The sequence below is a fragment of the Shewanella sp. VK101 genome (assembly GCF_056497865.1).
The window spans coordinates 844,581-860,903 of sequence record NZ_CM151402.1 but is presented as its reverse complement, the minus strand read 5'-3'; the positions used below and the strand labels follow the sequence as shown (position 1 = coordinate 860,903).

The 16,323-nt window shown below is 54.7% G+C and carries 13 protein-coding genes; 11 read left to right on the top strand and 2 right to left on the bottom strand.

What is annotated here, in order from left to right; all coding sequences use genetic code 11:
• Positions 1 to 255 precede the first annotated feature (255 nt).
• The gene (locus ACSHSR_RS03890; RefSeq protein ID WP_144191303.1) at positions 256 to 1,302 is read right to left on the bottom strand and encodes a DUF3626 domain-containing protein; all 1,047 of its coding nucleotides are present in this window, start codon (positions 1,300 to 1,302) and stop codon (positions 256 to 258) included.
• A gap of 223 nt (positions 1,303 to 1,525) precedes the next feature.
• Between ACSHSR_RS03890 and ACSHSR_RS03885 the strand changes: the two genes are divergently transcribed.
• The 3 genes from ACSHSR_RS03885 (at position 1,526) to ACSHSR_RS03875 (ending at position 6,036) form a co-directional block, all read left to right on the top strand.
• Positions 1,526 to 3,025 (top strand): DEAD/DEAH box helicase, encoded by a 1,500-nt coding sequence (locus tag ACSHSR_RS03885; RefSeq protein WP_144218518.1) that lies wholly within the window; start codon positions 1,526 to 1,528, stop codon positions 3,023 to 3,025.
• Between the two features lie 140 nt (positions 3,026 to 3,165).
• Positions 3,166 to 4,551 (top strand): ATP-dependent RNA helicase DbpA, encoded by a 1,386-nt coding sequence (gene dbpA, locus ACSHSR_RS03880; RefSeq protein ID WP_479631274.1) that lies wholly within the window; start codon positions 3,166 to 3,168, stop codon positions 4,549 to 4,551.
• Positions 4,552 to 4,698: 147 nt separating this feature from the next.
• Positions 4,699 to 6,036, top strand: coding sequence for an IS4 family transposase (locus ACSHSR_RS03875; RefSeq protein WP_479631273.1), 1,338 nt, complete (start codon positions 4,699 to 4,701; stop codon positions 6,034 to 6,036).
• A 110-nt stretch (positions 6,037 to 6,146) separates the two neighbouring features.
• Here ACSHSR_RS03875 and blaOXA read toward each other — a convergent pair whose 3' ends face one another.
• Positions 6,147 to 7,016, bottom strand: a complete 870-nt coding sequence (gene blaOXA, locus ACSHSR_RS03870; RefSeq protein WP_028779467.1) for an OXA-55 family carbapenem-hydrolyzing class D beta-lactamase — start codon at positions 7,014 to 7,016, stop codon at positions 6,147 to 6,149.
• 447 nt (positions 7,017 to 7,463) lie between these two features.
• Between blaOXA and ACSHSR_RS03865 the strand changes: the two genes are divergently transcribed.
• The 8 genes from ACSHSR_RS03865 (at position 7,464) to ACSHSR_RS03830 (ending at position 16,312) form a co-directional block, all read left to right on the top strand.
• Positions 7,464 to 8,612: a pyroglutamyl-peptidase I gene (locus tag ACSHSR_RS03865; RefSeq protein WP_144191486.1), complete on the top strand. Its 1,149-nt coding sequence runs from the start codon at positions 7,464 to 7,466 to the stop codon at positions 8,610 to 8,612.
• Positions 8,613 to 8,683: 71 nt separating this feature from the next.
• The gene (locus tag ACSHSR_RS03860; protein ID WP_044735159.1) at positions 8,684 to 9,253 is read left to right on the top strand and encodes a SprT family zinc-dependent metalloprotease; all 570 of its coding nucleotides are present in this window, start codon (positions 8,684 to 8,686) and stop codon (positions 9,251 to 9,253) included.
• Positions 9,254 to 9,348: 95 nt separating this feature from the next.
• A complete protein-coding gene (locus tag ACSHSR_RS03855; RefSeq protein ID WP_397609132.1) occupies positions 9,349 to 10,104 on the top strand; it encodes an endonuclease in 756 nt (251 codons plus the stop codon).
• Between the two features lie 18 nt (positions 10,105 to 10,122).
• A complete protein-coding gene (rsmE, locus tag ACSHSR_RS03850) occupies positions 10,123 to 10,854 on the top strand; it encodes a 16S rRNA (uracil(1498)-N(3))-methyltransferase (protein ID WP_044735161.1) in 732 nt (243 codons plus the stop codon).
• Positions 10,855 to 10,897: 43 nt separating this feature from the next.
• Entirely contained in the window at positions 10,898 to 11,857 is a 960-nt protein-coding gene (gene gshB / locus ACSHSR_RS03845; protein WP_025889743.1) for a glutathione synthase, read from the top strand.
• A gap of 7 nt (positions 11,858 to 11,864) precedes the next feature.
• Positions 11,865 to 13,181 carry an alkaline phosphatase gene (locus ACSHSR_RS03840; protein ID WP_096140987.1) on the top strand — a complete coding sequence of 439 codons (1,317 nt, stop codon included), beginning with the start codon at positions 11,865 to 11,867 and terminating at the stop codon, positions 13,179 to 13,181.
• A gap of 124 nt (positions 13,182 to 13,305) precedes the next feature.
• On the top strand, positions 13,306 to 14,340 hold the full coding sequence (locus ACSHSR_RS03835; protein WP_418068614.1) for a methyltransferase: 1,035 nt from the start codon (positions 13,306 to 13,308) through the stop codon (positions 14,338 to 14,340).
• Between the two features lie 301 nt (positions 14,341 to 14,641).
• A complete protein-coding gene (locus ACSHSR_RS03830; RefSeq protein ID WP_071238439.1) occupies positions 14,642 to 16,312 on the top strand; it encodes a DUF342 domain-containing protein in 1,671 nt (556 codons plus the stop codon).
• The last annotated feature ends 11 nt before the right edge of the window (positions 16,313 to 16,323 follow it).

Sequence of the window (16,323 nt, the reverse complement as noted above, 5' to 3'; positions counted from 1 at the left end):
GGCATTGCCAAGGGAAGAAACCCGCCGCCAAGGAACTGTTACCGGACTCACAAAATTTGCGCCAGATCAAATAATCGTATCTTAAGCCGAACGGATTAAGCCCAGGTTAACGCCATCCCCACAATCTACTTAACGCTAGTTCTACTTAACGCTAGTGGTTCGCTTCGATGGCACAGCTACCGCCGTGAGCACACGGTGCATACTCACGGGGTAATACCAGCTCAATCGAGACAACCGACCAGAGATGGAGTGCCCTCAACGGCTGTGACCAAAACGCACCAGCACATGCCACAGCAACTTGAGCTGCTGCTTGAGCTCGGTTTCATTGCCATGCATGCGCCACTGCTGCGGATCTTTATGCAGTGCCAGTGCCGCCTCCCCTATCAGACGGGCATCGAGCAGGCCATCCGGTGCCACCAAGGCGGCGAGCTTGGGCATGGCGGCACCGCGAAAATCTGGCGGCACTTGGTCAACCGGCATTTGATAGCCCTGATGCCAACACAGCTGCAGTCGGTACTTGTCACACAAGCGCTGCATCAGAATCTCCATCTCTGTGCCTTTGAATGCCGGATCGGCCACCAAGTGAGTCAAGTCTTCACCTATCACCAGCTCACCATGGCATTGAGCCTCAATGTAATGATCCAGGTCACCGCTCATGGGGCGCTCAAACCTGGCTGCCACCCCCGAAGGCAAGGCATTAACTAGATAATCGACCAAGGCCGCCGGGCGCAACTGACTTACACCCAATGCCGAACTACGCTCAAAGCACTCGTTGAACAGTGCGGCAAAAATATCTTCAAAGCAGGCCGCAGTGCCTTTTTCCCTGGGCTCTCGGCAGGAGTCCAGATAGCTGAACGTGCAGCGGTGCAGCAACGCAGGTGATGACAACAGATAACAACTGCCGAAACGGGCCGAGGGGCCGTTTTGGTGCATGCCCAGATCCAGGGCGCCGTATTTTGGGCGCCCTCTGGCGCCACGATAACAGTCGCCAAACAGCTGGTTTTCCCAATGATCTCGCGGACCACCAACCTGAGGCGAGAGTTTGCCGTTGGATACCCGGGTTTCAAACTGGGTCTTGTAAATACCGTCGGCCAGCATACCGGCCAACACGGGCCAACCGCGGGAGTCGATTCTGTCCGGGTGGAAATGAAAGGCGATACGGCCATGTTGAGCCAGCATATTCAACCCGAGCGCAAGCCGTGCCGTGTCGATGGCGGACATCAACTGCACATTCTTGATCACGCTCAGGGCATACTCCCTGCGATGCAGGGCCTGTGCCTGTATATGCTCTATTGCCCCCATACACCTCACCGAGTCGAGGCCTGAATTTGGCTCTTGCTTTTCCAAGATAGGTTAAGCGGCTGCTTTGCAACAGTAAAAATTAAGACAAGCATAAAATAAAAGGGTTCAAGTTGGCTGCAATTAGCACTTTAGCCGCAAATGCTGTAAGCTTGCCGCCTTCGCCGCAACGCTGTGCACTGCGGCTCCCATATCTCAGCTCCGCGCTGTCAATTGAGAAGATTGCATGAGTTTTGCCTCCCTGGGCCTGTCGGCCCCGATTTTGAACGCTGTCGCCGAACAAGGTTACTCCACTCCATCCCCCATTCAAGCCCAGGCCATTCCCGCAGTATTGCAGGGCCGGGATGTGATGGCTGCCGCCCAGACAGGGACAGGCAAAACCGCCGGCTTCACCTTGCCTTTGCTGGAGCGTCTCAATGGTGGCATTCGTCCGCGGGGCAACCATATCCGCGCTTTGGTGCTGACACCCACCCGTGAGCTGGCCGCTCAGGTGGCCGAAAGCGTCAGTCTCTATGGCAAGCATCTGGATCTGCGTAGCTCAGTGGTCTTTGGCGGTGTTTCCATTAACCCACAGATGCAGACCTTGAGAAAAGGGGTCGATATCCTGGTGGCCACACCTGGACGCCTGTTGGATCTGTACCAACAAAATGCCGTCAAATTCGGCCAGTTGGAAGTGCTGGTGCTGGACGAGGCCGACCGCATGCTGGATATGGGCTTTATTCACGACATCAAAAAAATTCTGGCTTTGCTGCCGGCCAAGCGACAAAACCTGATGTTCAGTGCCACCTTCTCTGACGACATTCGCCGCCTGGCAAAGGGCTTGGTGCACGATCCCGCCGAGATCTCAGTGGCTCCGGCCAATAGCACCGCCGAGCGGGTGAGCCAGAAGTTGCACCCGGTAGACAAGTCAAAGAAATCGGCGCTGCTGACCTCGCTTATCAAAGAGTACAAGTGGCAACAGGTACTGGTGTTTACCCGCACCAAACACGGTGCCAACCGTCTGGCCAAGCACCTGGATAGCAAAGGGATTGGCGCGGCCGCCATCCACGGCAACAAGAGCCAGGGTGCCAGGACCAAGGCACTGGCCGATTTCAAGAGTGGCAAGGTTAAGGTGTTGGTTGCCACAGATATTGCCGCCCGCGGCCTGGATATAGATCAGTTGCCGCAAGTGGTTAACTTCGATCTGCCCAATGTGGCCGAAGACTATGTACACCGCATCGGCCGTACCGGCCGCGCCGGTGCCAGTGGTCAGGCAGTGTCTCTGGTAAGTGCGGAAGAATTCAAGCAGCTCAAAGACATAGAGCAGCTTATCGGCAAGACTATCGAGCGTGAAATCGTCAATGGCTTTGAACCTCAGGAAGCCTTGCCGGAATCGCGACTCAACCCGAACAAGATAGGCCCGAAAAAGCCCAAGAAGCCGAAAAAGCCCAAAGAGGGACATCAGGATGGCCAGCGTAGCGGCAACCTGGACAAAGGTAATGGCAACAAGCCGGCCAATGCTGAAAACCGCCATCGTCGTCCGGCCCAGGGCGCCAAGACCGAGGGTTCAAGTGCCAGACGTAAGCCCGCAAACGCCAAGCCTCAGGGCGGTCGGTCCCAGGAGAGTAAGCCGCAAGGCGCCGGTAAGGGCAATAGCGGCTCAGGTCAGCAGCGCAATAACCAGGGCCGAACATCACAGCAACGCGACTCACAAGCGCGCGGCTCCCGGCAAAGAAATGAGCGCTAAGCTCAATCAAGCCTGAGATTGAAAGCCCACCCGAGTGGGCTTTTTCAATGCTGCTAGATTAGTCTGCCTAAAAACCATCCCCGCCTGTTACAATACCCCTTTACCATTTTTGCTCCATTTGCGAGCCCATAGGACACAGCTTGAGTGATTTACCCTTTTCCAGCCTGCCGTTGAAACCCGCCCTGCTGGCCACCCTGAACGATCTTGGTTTCATCGCCATGACCCAGGTTCAAGCCGCCAGCCTGCCAGCCATTATTGAAGGCCGCGACGTGTTGGCTCAGGCGAAAACCGGCTCGGGCAAAACGGCGGCCTTCGGTCTTGGGCTGTTGAATCGACTCAATGTGAAACGTTTTCGGGTGCAGTCCCTGGTGCTCTGCCCTACCCGGGAGCTGGCCGATCAGGTGGCCAAGGAGCTGCGCCGTTTTGCCCGCGGCATTCACAACATCAAGATCCTGACCCTGTGTGGCGGTGTGCCTGTGGGGCCACAGATAGGCTCGCTGGAACATGGCGCGCACATCATAGTTGGCACCCCCGGGCGGGTACTGGACCACCTGCAGAAGGGGCGTCTGGATCTGGGCGAATTGCAGCAACTTGTGTTGGATGAAGCCGACCGTATGCTGGAGATGGGCTTTGCCGATGCGCTGGAGCAGATAAGCGCCTATATGCCGGACAAGCGCCAGAGTTTGCTGTTCAGCGCCACCTTCCCGGAGCCGATTGCCGAATTGGCCCGCGCCATGATGGATAAGCCGCTCAGCATCAAGTTGGAGCAGCAACATGATCAACTCAGCATAGCGCAGCAGTTTATCGAAGTGACAGACACCGCCTCCAGACTGCAAGCGGTGGAAGCATTGCTACTGGCCCACAGACCTGAGAGTGCAGTTATATTTTGCAATACCAAAAGAGAAACCCAGGAGCTGGCCGACAGCCTGGAGCGGCAGGGCTTCAGCGTGCGTGCACTCCATGGCGATCTGGATCAGCGCGAGCGCGATCAGGCTCTGGTGCAGTTTGCCCTCAAGAGCGTGGTGGTGTTGGTGGCCACAGATGTCGCCGCCCGGGGGCTGGATATCGAAGCCCTGGATCTGGTGATCAATTATCAACTGGCGTTCGATCCCGAAGTGCATGTGCACAGGGTCGGTCGTACCGGCCGCGCCGGTGCCTCGGGCCAGGCCGTCAGCCTGGTAGGCCCCAAGGATGGCATGCGAATGGCGCTGCTGGAGGATATCTTCGGCCCGCAAACCATGAGTGAACTGCCACAGCCCGGCAGTTTTTCCTCTGCGCCGATAAGAGCGGCCATGCGCTGCATCCGCATTGAAGGCGGCAAGAAGCATAAGCTGCGCCCAGGAGATATTCTCGGCGCCATCACAGCCGACAACCGCCTGACCGGCGCCGATGTGGGCAAGATACAAATTCAGGATATCTGGTCTTATGTGGCGGTACGCAGTGAGTGCGCCAGTACCGCGGTCAAATTACTGAGTGAGCGCAAGCTCAAAGGCAAGTCGTTCCGCGCCTGGGCGATGAAACCTTAAACCGAAACCATCAATACCGCCAGAGGCAGTGGTTTAAGGATGATAAAAAGCCTGCATCAATTGCCAACGTAGATCAGATAAGGATCGGTTGACCGATCCTCCTGATGAGAGACAATCGGAAACCTGTTTATAGGTTTCCGATTTTTTATGTCTATTCAAAACTATTTTGCCGACTTTCTTGAAGAGAGTCCTGTTGATGTCGCTCAGCTAACCACCTTCTCCGAGCATATTCCTGACGAGTGGATTGCTAAAGCGGCAACACTTTCCGATAAAGCGACGATTCGTCGACGTCGTTTACCGAGTGATATGGTTCTTTGGCTTATTGTTGGAATGGCGTTTTTCCGCAACGAACCGATTGCCGAAGTCGCACGGCGAATGAATGTCTGTGCCGAGGGGTTGGCTAATGAGGAGCTGTTAGCAAAAAGTGCTTTAACGCAAGCAAGGCAACGCCTTGGCAAAGCAGCTCCAGAATGGTTGTTTAGGCAATGCAGCCATAGGTGGGGGGGGGTAGAGCGTTATCCTGAGGATACTTGGCAAGGTTTGCAGGTCTTTGCTGTGGATGGCGCGCTTTTTCGAACCGCTGACACACCGGAACTAAGAGACCATTTTGGGTCAGGGAATACATCCAGTGACAGACAGACGCCTCATCCAGTATTAAGGGTGGTGACCATGATGAATGTTCGCTCTCATGTCATTGTCGATGCCGCTATAAGCCCTTATCGTCGAGGCGAAATTCCTCTTGCTATGCCCTTTATTGACTCCTTACCGGATAACTCCGTGACCTTATTGGATAAGGGTTTTTATGGAGCAGGCTTACTTCTTTCTCTCCAAAATAGTGGTGCTAACAGACATTGGTTGTTACCGGCGAAGAAAGGGGTGAAATACACCCTTCTGGACGATGAAGAGAGTGACGACATGCGAGTCGAAATGAAAGTCTCTCCACAAGCACGCAAGAAAAATCCTAACCTACCTGAAACATGGCAAGTGAGAGCCGTGACTTATCAGGTACAAGGTAAGCCAAAAACCGTATTTACGTCTCTTCCCAGAGAGCAGTACGATGCGGGAGCAGTCGCGGCGCTTTACCACGAGCGATGGGAAATTGAATTAGGGTATCGAGACATAAAAAGTTCGATGCAACACAATGCGTTAGTGCTGAGGAGTAAGACTGTCGAACTTGTCTATCAAGAGTTATGGGGGCTGCTGCTTGGTTATAACTTGGTGAGACGAGAAGCGAGTCAGGCGGCAGTAGAGCATGGTCGAATGCCCAATGAAATCAGCTTTAAGTACGCTTGTCAGTTCATCGCAAGTCAGCTCAAAGTCATGAGCAAAGCGGTGTCACCAGGTAATACGCCGAAGCGTCTAAACAGTCTGCGAGGAGACTTGTCCATCCTGTTTATAGACAAACGCCCTAAGCCAAATCGGCCTAGGGCGGTAAAAATATCAAAGACCCGATATCCTGTTAATCACAAGGCAACTCCGCTTTAGTGAACTACGTTGCAGCCTTGGCCGGGGTCTTATATATGAATCAATAACACAGCACACAAGTTGGCCTTCTCTGACTTATGTCTTGGTTATCTATTCCGTGCCAGCCAGACTCAAGGCAGCAGCTGTTCCTGCTTGAGCACCTGTTTCACCAGTTGTTGGCGTAACGGTAACTGGCCGGCCGAGGCCAGATCCAGGTTAATGGCGAAATAGACAGTGTTGTCGTCCAACTCCAACCAACCGACCCACCAACCTATGGCCGGCGTACGCCGCACACCATAGCCTGTCTTGGCGCGAATAATATAGTCAGTACTCGCTTCGGTCAGCATCATCTGTTTGACAATTCGCTGGCTGCGCTCGGACACAGGTAACTTGTTGTCATGCAGTTGCCTTAGAAAATCCACTTGTTGAAATGCTGTAATTCTCAGTTGGCCGTCGAGCCAGAAGCTGTCCGCTTGGCCACCGATATCCTGATTGCCATATTCCAGCTGCCGCACCATAGCCGCCATCACTTTGGGGCCTATCTCCCTGGCCAACTGCTGATACACAGGCACCACAGAGTACTTCATTGCGGTGCGAAAACTCTGGTCCCTGTTCCAGGCGGCAATTTCACGAACCTTTCCGTCCCAGCTAAAACGACTGGTTTCATCGCGCACCGCCCCGGTTTCCAACGCAATAAGGCTGGAGGGGATCTTGAAGGTGGAAGCCGGAATAAAGCCTTCGGCGGCGCGACTTAGATTGTTGGAGAGCCCCAAAGAACGCTTTTGATCCCAAAGCAGTAAACTGCCTTTAACACCTGCGGACTCGAACAGCTTGTCCCAGCGGCGTACCTCTTGCCAACCCTCGGCCGTGACCTCAGAGCCGACGTCACTGACCTTGGTCTGCTCAGCTGCCACAGCCTGCGTTTGTTGAGCCAATAAACACAGCAACATGGGCAGCAGCAAACGCTTACTCAGGCGCTTTCTGTGCAAACCTTTATTCATCTCATTCCCCTATTATTCCCGGCGGTCAAAGCAACAAGCATACAGCCCTGGGGTGAATAATGGTCTGGCAAAGCCCTGCTCAATTGTGGCAACAATCTGGCAAGGTAACAGATAGCTTTCCAGTTGCTGACGAGTGTTGCATACTTGAGGAAGGTGCAAACAAGTCCCATGTGTGCTCTGCGTCGGCTTACAGGCCTGGATGCAAGGCGTGGTTCGCAGCAAATGGCCTTAGTCCTTTGCAAGAAGCACAACACAGCAGGCAGACCTGTAAACCACGCCCTTCGGGGCTTTCACAGCAACCGGCTCTCTGCGTTATCTGACTTCGACAGGCCCCGGCATGCCTTCCGTCAGATGCCTTGAACGCCAATTGCTGTGCAAGCCAGAGTGCCACGAGGACTTATTCGCACCTTCCCTAACTTTACAACTCTATAAGCGAAAGGAACTGCCATGTTTAAGCCCAGCCTGGCCATAGCCCTGCTGTCGGGTACTCTGGTTTCTCTGTCGGCTCAGGCCGGTGTCGAAGAGGATCGCCTGCCTGCCGCCAACGAAAAAATGCCTCAAGTCGTCCAGCGCTATCATGCATTGACAGATGATCTGGTAACGAAATACCGCCAACATACCGATGAGCTCAAGGTTACCCAGATGGTGGCGCACCAGGGGCAACGCCTGTGGCAACAGGCGGTCAGAGATGTGCAGTCAGGTCACAGCGACGACCGCTCCCTTTACTGGAGCCGGTTGCAGATGCGAGCAGAGCTGGGCAAACAGTCGCCCAAGTTCAATATCGCCTCCTGGCAAAGAGAAATACTGACCAAGGCGGTGGAAAAGTCATCCCGAGGCTTCAGCGATATTGACTTTAAGGATGATGCCAGCATCAAGATACTGCTGACCGGATTCGACCCCTTCTTTCTCGATCGCAATATAGAGCAGAGCAACCCTTCAGGTCTGGTTGCCCTGGCATTGGATGGTTACCGCTTCTCGGTTAACGGCCGCCAGGCACAGATAGAGACAGTGATGATCCCGGTACGTTTCGCCGACTTTGATGAGGGCATCATAGAGTCGCTGTTAACCCCGGTTTATCGCGACAAGAGTGTCGACATGGTGGTCACTGTCAGCATGGGTCGCAGCGACTTCGATCTGGAGCGTTTTCCGGGCCGCAACCGCAGCGCCGAAGCCCCGGACAACCGCAATGTTTTCACCGGCGCCAATAAACAGCGACCTCTGCCACCCAAGCTGGAAAACGACACCCTCAATGGCCCTGAGTTTGTCGAGTTCTCCCTGCCGGTAGCCGCCATGCAGAGCGTAAACGGCCGCTGGAAAGCCAACGACAACCATACTGTCAGCACTCTTTCCCGGGGCGAGTTTCAGGCAAGCAGCCTGAGCGAACTGCAAAACAGTATTTCGGTGGAAGGCTCTGGCGGCGGTTACCTGTCCAACGAGATCTCCTACCGGGCTATCCTGTTGCAGAACCAACTCGGTAGCCGTATTCCCACCGGGCATATTCATACCCCGAGAATTGCCGGTTTCGAGCCCGCTACCGAAGAAGCGATAGTCGAGCAAGTCAAAGCCATGCTGACAGCGGCGGCCAAAAGTTTATAATCCCTGATTCAACAGAGGCGCAGTTGCGCCTCTGCTTATTTGCCACCAATTAATGCCAATTTGAGTTTCTCATGCTGAGTCAGTTGTTCAGATCCCTTAAAAACGCCGGCACCTCTGAATACAACCAAGCACCTGAGCCACAGCCTCAAGCTGCCGCTAGTGAGGCGCAGCAGGCCGTGCTCGATGCAATAGAGCTTTGCTATCTCAAGGCTGAGGCCGCCCTGGGCCGAGCGCTAAAGCGCCCTTCGGTCAGCTTTGCCCTGCGAGGCCGCAGCGCCGGTACCGCTCATCCAACCGAGAACCGCTTGCGCTTCAATCCAGTACTACTGGAGCAAAACCTGCACACCTTCACCCATGAGGTGGTTCCGCACGAAATCTGTCACCTGCTCTGTTTCCAACTACATGGCAAGACCCGACCTCATGGCAAGGAATGGCAGAGCCTGATGCGGCGGATTTATGGCCTGGCGCCGCGTACCACTCACTCGATGGATATCAGCTCGGTCAAACCCAGAACCCTGCCCTATCAATGTGGCTGCGGTGTAGTAGAGCTGAGCATTCGCCGTCATAACAAGGTCGTGCGGGGCCAGGCTAAATATCAATGCCGCCGCTGCGGCCAACTGCTTAGCCCTCAGCCATCCTGAGCCAAGTTGCCAAGCCTGGCGGCTTCTTTTACTATCTGCTGCAACAATTCCAAGTCTGGCACCTGAGGTATCGGCTGTCGGCACCCGAAGTTATGATTTTAGGGAATAGCGTGATTTCATTGCACCTGCGGCCACTTGTGGCCCTGCCGCTGCTTTTGGCAGCCTCTTCTGTGCTGGCATCGCCCAGCCATCCAAGCAGTTTTTCCGAAGCCAAGAAACGCGCCAAGGTGATTTACAGTCAAACGCTGCCGGCAGTCAGTTTCTACTGTGGCTGTGCCATCAAAATGGAAGGCAAGAAATGGCAGCCGGATTTGGCAAGTTGCGGTTATCAGATTCGCAAACAAGAGACCCGTGCCAACCGCATCGAATGGGAGCATATAGTACCTGCCTGGGAGTTTGGCCATCAGTTGCAGTGCTGGCAAAACGGCGGCCGTAAGAACTGCAGCAGCAAAGATAAGACCTTTAAGCGCATGGAGGCCGACCTGCACAATCTGGTGCCGGCCGTGGGAGAGGTCAATGGCGACAGATCCAACTTCAGGTTCAGTCAGTGGAACGCCAAGCCAAGCCAATATGGCCAGTGTCAGATGACAGTCGACTTCAAGGGCCGTAAGGCAGAACCGCCAGCGCAGGCAAGAGGAAGCATCGCCCGTACCTACCTTTATATGCAGCAGACCTATGGGCTCAAGATAGCCTCCAGCCAATTAAAGTTGTTCAAGGCGTGGGACAAAAGCTATCCAGTTGATACTATTGAGTGCCGGCGAGATCAGGTAATAGCCGCCTCTCAGGGCAATCACAACCCATTGGTGCAGAAAGCCTGCAACCAAAGCGGCCTCAGCGGCAGCGCAGAATAAGCCTAAGGAATACAGAGCATGAGAGTGCCGAGAATTTATCACACAGGCCCGATAACCCCAGGCCAAGTTCTGTCATTGGATGATGACGCCAGCGCCCATGTCGGCCGAGTGCTGCGCATGAGCAGCGGCGAGCAGATAAGCCTGTTCAATGGTGACGGCAAAGACTATCCGGCCACTATCGTCAGCGCCGGAAAGAAAGCCGTGGATGTACACGTGCTGTCTGCCATGGACAATCCCTCTGAGTCCCCCCTGGATCTGCACCTTGGGCAAGTGATCTCCCGCGGCGATCGCATGGACTTCACCTTACAAAAATCGGTAGAGTTGGGGGTTAACACCATCACGCCACTGTTTTCAGAGCGTTGCGGCGTTAAACTCAGCGGCGACAGGTTGGAAAAGAAACTGCAGCAGTGGCAAAAAATTGTTATCAGCGCCTGTGAGCAATCCGGCCGTAGCCGGGTCCCTGAAGTGAGACCGGTAATGGAGCTGGCAGCCTGGTGCGCCGAGCCCACGACGGCACTGAAGCTCAATCTGCATCCCAGAGCCGCTCACGGCATCAATGGCCTTGAACTGCCAAACAACAAGGTGCGGCTCTTGATAGGTCCGGAAGGCGGCCTGTCGGAGCAGGAAATTGCCATGACAGAAACCCAGGCATTTACCGAAGTTCTGCTCGGCCCCAGAGTACTGCGCACCGAAACCGCGGCGCTAACCGCCATTACCGCATTGCAGCTCAGATTCGGCGATCTGGGCTAACCATTTTCTGCCCTGTGGGCGCAACGAATAAAGGAAAGGCATCATGATCAAGCTCGGCATAGTGATGGACCCCATCAAGGATATCAACATCAAGAAAGACTCCAGCTTCGCCATGTTGTTGGCGGCGCAGTCCCGCGGCTATGAGCTCTTCTATATGGAGATGCAGGATCTGGCACTGCTGCAGGGTGAAGCCTGGGCCAAGATGCGGCCGCTCAAGGTTCAGGAAGATCCCACTGATTGGTACCAGTTGGGTGAAGCGACCGACACGCCGCTCAAGGAGCTGGATGTGATTCTGATGCGTAAGGACCCACCGTTCGATACCGAATATATCTACGCCACTTACATGCTGGAGCGCGCCGAAGAGGCCGGGGTATTAATAGTCAATAAGCCACAGAGCCTGCGTGATGCCAATGAAAAGCTGTTTACCGCCTGGTTCAGCCAGTTTACCCCCACGACACTCGTCAGCCGCGATCCGCAGCGGTTACGCGCTTTCCATGCCCAGCATGGCGATGTGATCCTCAAGCCATTGGACGGCATGGGCGGCACATCCATATTCAGGGTCAAGCAGGACGACCCCAACCTGGGGGTTATCATAGAAACCCTGACAGATTACGGCCAAAACTATGCCATGGCGCAGGTGTTTATTCCCGAGATCACCAAGGGTGACAAGCGTATTCTGGTCATCGACGGCGAGCCTGTACCCTACTGTTTGGCGCGTATCCCCAAGAAGGGTGAAACCCGCGGTAACCTGGCGGCCGGTGGCAGCGGTGTTGCCCAGCCTCTGTCTGAAAGTGACTGGGCCATTGCCAGAGCCCTGGGCCCTGAGCTTAAAAAGCGCGGCCTGATCTTCGTCGGTCTGGATGTGATTGGGGATAAGCTCACCGAAATCAATGTCACCAGCCCAACTTGCATCAAAGAGATTGAAGCGGCTTTCGATGTCAATATCACCGGCATGCTGATGAATGCCATTGAGCAAAGACTGCAACAAAAACAACAAGGATGAGACTCTGATGAAACTGAGCCAACTCACGGGCGCATTGCTGGGACTGTCATTGCTGCTGCCACTGACAGCCGATGCCAATCAGTTGCCCAATCCCGCCCCTTCCAGACCCCAAAATATCGTGATCATGGTCGGTGATGGCATGGGGCCGGCTTATACCAGCGCCTACCGGTATTTCAATGACAACCCGGATACCGAAGAGATAGAACAGACGGTATTCGATCGCCTGTTGGTCGGTATGGCCAGTACCTACCCCGCCAGAGTCAGTGGCTATGTCACCGACTCCGCCGCCGCGGCAACTGCGCTGGCAACCGGAGTAAAAAGCTATAACGGCGCCATCTCGGTCGACACCCAGAAGCAGCCGATCCCGACCATAATGGAAAAGGCCAAGCAGCGGGGCATGAGCACGGGAGTGGCAGTCACTTCCCAGATAAATCACGCCACGCCGGCGGCCTTTCTGTCTCACAGTGAAAGTCGCAAAAACTATGTCGAGCTGGCCAACAAGTATCTGGAGACGGATGCCGATGTGATGCTGGGGGGCGGCCAGAAATACTTCGATCAGGAGCTGCTGGCCAAGTTTGATGCCAAGGGCTATCAAATTTTGCAGGAGTTCAGCGCGCTTGAAAGCATCAAACAGCCCAAGGTAATGGGCCTGTTTGCAGAAGTGCAACTGCCTTGGGTGCTGGACGACAAGGATGGCCATCGCCTCAGCACCATGACAGGCAAGGCACTGGAGCTCTTGTCACAAAACCCCAACGGCTTTGTGTTGCTGGTTGAAGGCAGCCTGATCGACTGGGCTGGTCACAACAACGACATCGCCGCCGCCATGGCGGAGATGGATGAATTTGCCCATACCATGGAAGTGGTCGAACAGTTCGTGCGCCAAAACCCCAATACCCTGATGGTGGCCACCGCAGATCACAATACCGGTGGTCTCTCCATCGGCAGCAAGGGCAAATATGCCTGGAACCCAGAGGTGCTCAAGGGGCTGTCTGCCAGTATTGATACCCTGGCCGCCGCTGCGTTGACCGCAGAAGACTGGCAAGCGCCGCTGGCTCAAGGCCTGGGTTTTGAGCTGGAACCCGCGTTGCTTGAACAATTGACCAAGGCCAGAATGCAAGGCAAAGAGACGCTGGCCAGCGCTATCAAACAGGAAGTGGATCGCCGCTCCAACACCGGCTGGACCACCGGCGGCCATACGGGTACAGATGTGCAGGTGTTTGCCACAGGCCCGGGCGCCGAGCTATTTATCGGCAACCAGGACAACACGGATATCGCCTCCAAACTGATAAGCTTACTACCCAAAGGGCAAAGGGCTGCTCAGTAATGCTTAACCTTGCCAAAAGCGGCCTTGGCCGCTTTTTTTATGTTTGCCGGCCATAACTCTTGCCCGCTGCCGCCACTGATTGGCTATAATGCGCGGCAGATTTTATCCTTGGAAGTCCCCAATGTTGCTGACACCGCCATCGCAATTACTGCTGCGCAACAGTGCGCTATTTGAAGGCCAAAGCCTGCTGCTGCTCAACCATGAGAGCGACAGCTGCGCCAGAGAGCTTTTGAACCTGTGCCCGAGAGTCGATGCCCTGGCGCTGGATTTCAATCACTTCCAACAGCTTAAGTCGCAAGCCAAGGCCGAGCTTCATTGTTACTTTGGCCACCAGTTGCCCCATACTGACAGGTTCGAGACGGTTGTGGTCTACTACCCCAAGGCCAAGCCGCTGCTCGCTTATCTGCTGGAACTGGCGGCGCTGCACCTGCAACCGGGAGGTCAACTACTGGTCATAGGGGAAAACAAAGGCGGGATAAAGTCGTTTGCCAAACAGCAAAGCCGCTGGTTCAGCAATGCGGCCAAACTGGACAACGCCCGTCACTGCCTGCTGTTTGCCGCCGAGGCCATCGCCAGCCCAACTGCGCTGGATAATGAAGCCTTTGTCAGCCATTACAGCTTGCCCACTCCCCAAGGGGACATACAAATCTGCAATATGGCCGGGGTATTCAGTGAAAAACGCCTGGATCTGGGCACTGAGCTGTTGCTGTCTCATCTGCCCAAGCTCGAGGGACGGGTACTGGACTTTGGCTGCGGCGCCGGAGTGATTGCCGCCGCCCTGCTCAAGGTCCAGCCGGAGCTTAATCTGGATTGTGTCGACATCAACGCCATGGCACTGCTGTCCTGTGAGCTGACACTGAAGGCCAACGGCCTGAGCGCCAAAGTCTATCCATCCGATGGATTGAGCGCCACTCAGGGCGAGTTCGACGCCATCATCTCCAACCCGCCGTTTCACGATGGCTTGGCAGCCACCACCCATATTGCCGAAAGCTTTATCGCCGACAGCGCCAACAGGCTAAGGGACAGAGGAGTATGGCAGATAGTGGCCAATCGTCACCTGCCCTACAGCGACACAATCGCGGCCCATTTCGGTAACGTGAACGTGATTGCCGAAAACAACAAATACAAGCTTTACCGGAATATCAGTAACAAAAAGTAACGCCGGGCAATTTTGGTAACTTTTCGCTAAGAGATCAAAGATTTTTATAAGTATTCAGGGCTATTATCTTTTGAGCAACTGCTAATAATATGTTAACAACAGGCTTCGTTTTGGCGAGCTTATGTTGCTATACTCAACAGCAGTCGGGAAAATAATAATAGTACCATTCCGTACAGGAGTTGATTCAGTCGATACGCGCCTGTTGTCTCGCCATAGCATAGTTATGGCGTCAACAAACAGCTTGGTACTCGATGTTTAAACTTCGAAAAGGAAGGGTATAACTAACCTGGATAACTTTAATATGCTGGCGCCGGATCTCGTTGAACTCAGCAGCAATAAGCAATTTGCCGAGCTGAGGCTCATCCCCAAAACCCATGGCCCCGTGACCGAGGAAGCCATACGTCATCTGTTGGCCCTACCAGACTTCGCCAATCTCTGTCCGCTGGACAGTCAAATCGCCAAAGCCGTCAAGGACGTCAATAAGCTTTACGCCGAAGAAGATGGTCAGTTCGAGCAGTTCTTTCAGATAGCCGAGCGCCGTGACGGCCAGATATCACTCCAGCCCAGTAAAGATAAGATGCAAGCCGGTATGACTCTCACTGCCGCCTGGGGCGGTAAAGAGATCACCTTGCCGGACATTCTTCGCCGCCTGAAAGAAGAGAAGATCTGCATGGGACTGTCGAAAATCAAGATAGAAACCATGCTCAAACGCCTGAAGCAGAGTAAACCGGGCGAAACCATAGAAGGCACTATTGCCTGTGGCAAGGCGGCGGTGAACGGCAACCATGCCAGATTGGATCGCAAAGTGCCCCTGGCCCGTGAGCGCCTGCTGCACCCACAGGAGCGGGAGGATGGCACAGTGGACATGCGTAACCTGGGCGCAGTCATCATGGTTAATGCCGGCGATCTCTTGATGGAAAGGATCCCCGCCACTCAGGGCACCCCAGGATACAATGTTTTCGGCGAAGTATTGCCGGCCAAGCCGGGGAAAGATCTGGAGATGGTAGCCGGCAAAGGTACAGAGTTCAGCGCCAAAGACAGCAATAAGCTTATCGCCACGGTTGCCGGTCAGCCGGTGGAAGTCCGCAACGGCATGCAGGTAGATGATGTATTGCAGATAAAAGATGTGGACGTGGGCTACGGCAATGTCGACTTCAAGGGCAGTATCCTTATCAGTGGCGATGTCCACGAGGGGATGCAGGTCAAGAGCAGTGGCGATATCACTGTCATGGGTTTTGTCGACTCGGCATCCTTGATGGCCGAAGGAGATGTAACCGTCAGCAAGGGCATCATAGGCAGGCAGATCCGCGCCAATGAGTTGTCGACCCAAATCAGAGCCAAGGGGCAGATATCGGCCCAGTTTGTGCAATATTCCGATCTCCAATGCCAGGGCGATATCCTGGTGACCAAGCAGCTGCTGCACAGCAATAGCCGTACCGACAGTAAACTCACAGTCAGCGACGCCAACGGCCGCCGCGGAGATCTGGTGGGAGGAATTGCCAAGGCGGAAAAAGGCATCAAGGCCGTCGCCATAGGCGCTACAGCGGATACCAAGACAGATCTCTTCTGCGCCATGCGTTTGGGGGAGTACCGCCAAAACCTCAAAGATCTGGAAGAAAGTGTCCGGGTTTTGGTGGTAGCCGGTTTGGATATGGAAGCCAGACTGAGAAAACTGCCACCCAAGAGCGAATGGCAGGCAGATCCAGCCATGGTCGAGCAGGTCAAAATGATGCTGGAAGAGAAACACCGTGTCGATGATGAGCGAGTGCGGGAAGAAACCGAACTCGAGCTGCTGAAGGCGGAAACCGAAGGCTACTATCGCCATTACTTTGTCGAAGCCCTGAAGCATATCTACTCCAATGTGGAAATTCACATAGGCCCGGCGCAACAGCGCACCCAGAGGGAACATGGCCCCTGTGTGGTTCAAAACCAAAACGGAGAAGTCCATTTCGACTACAGCAGTCGCGGCTGATATTAAACCGG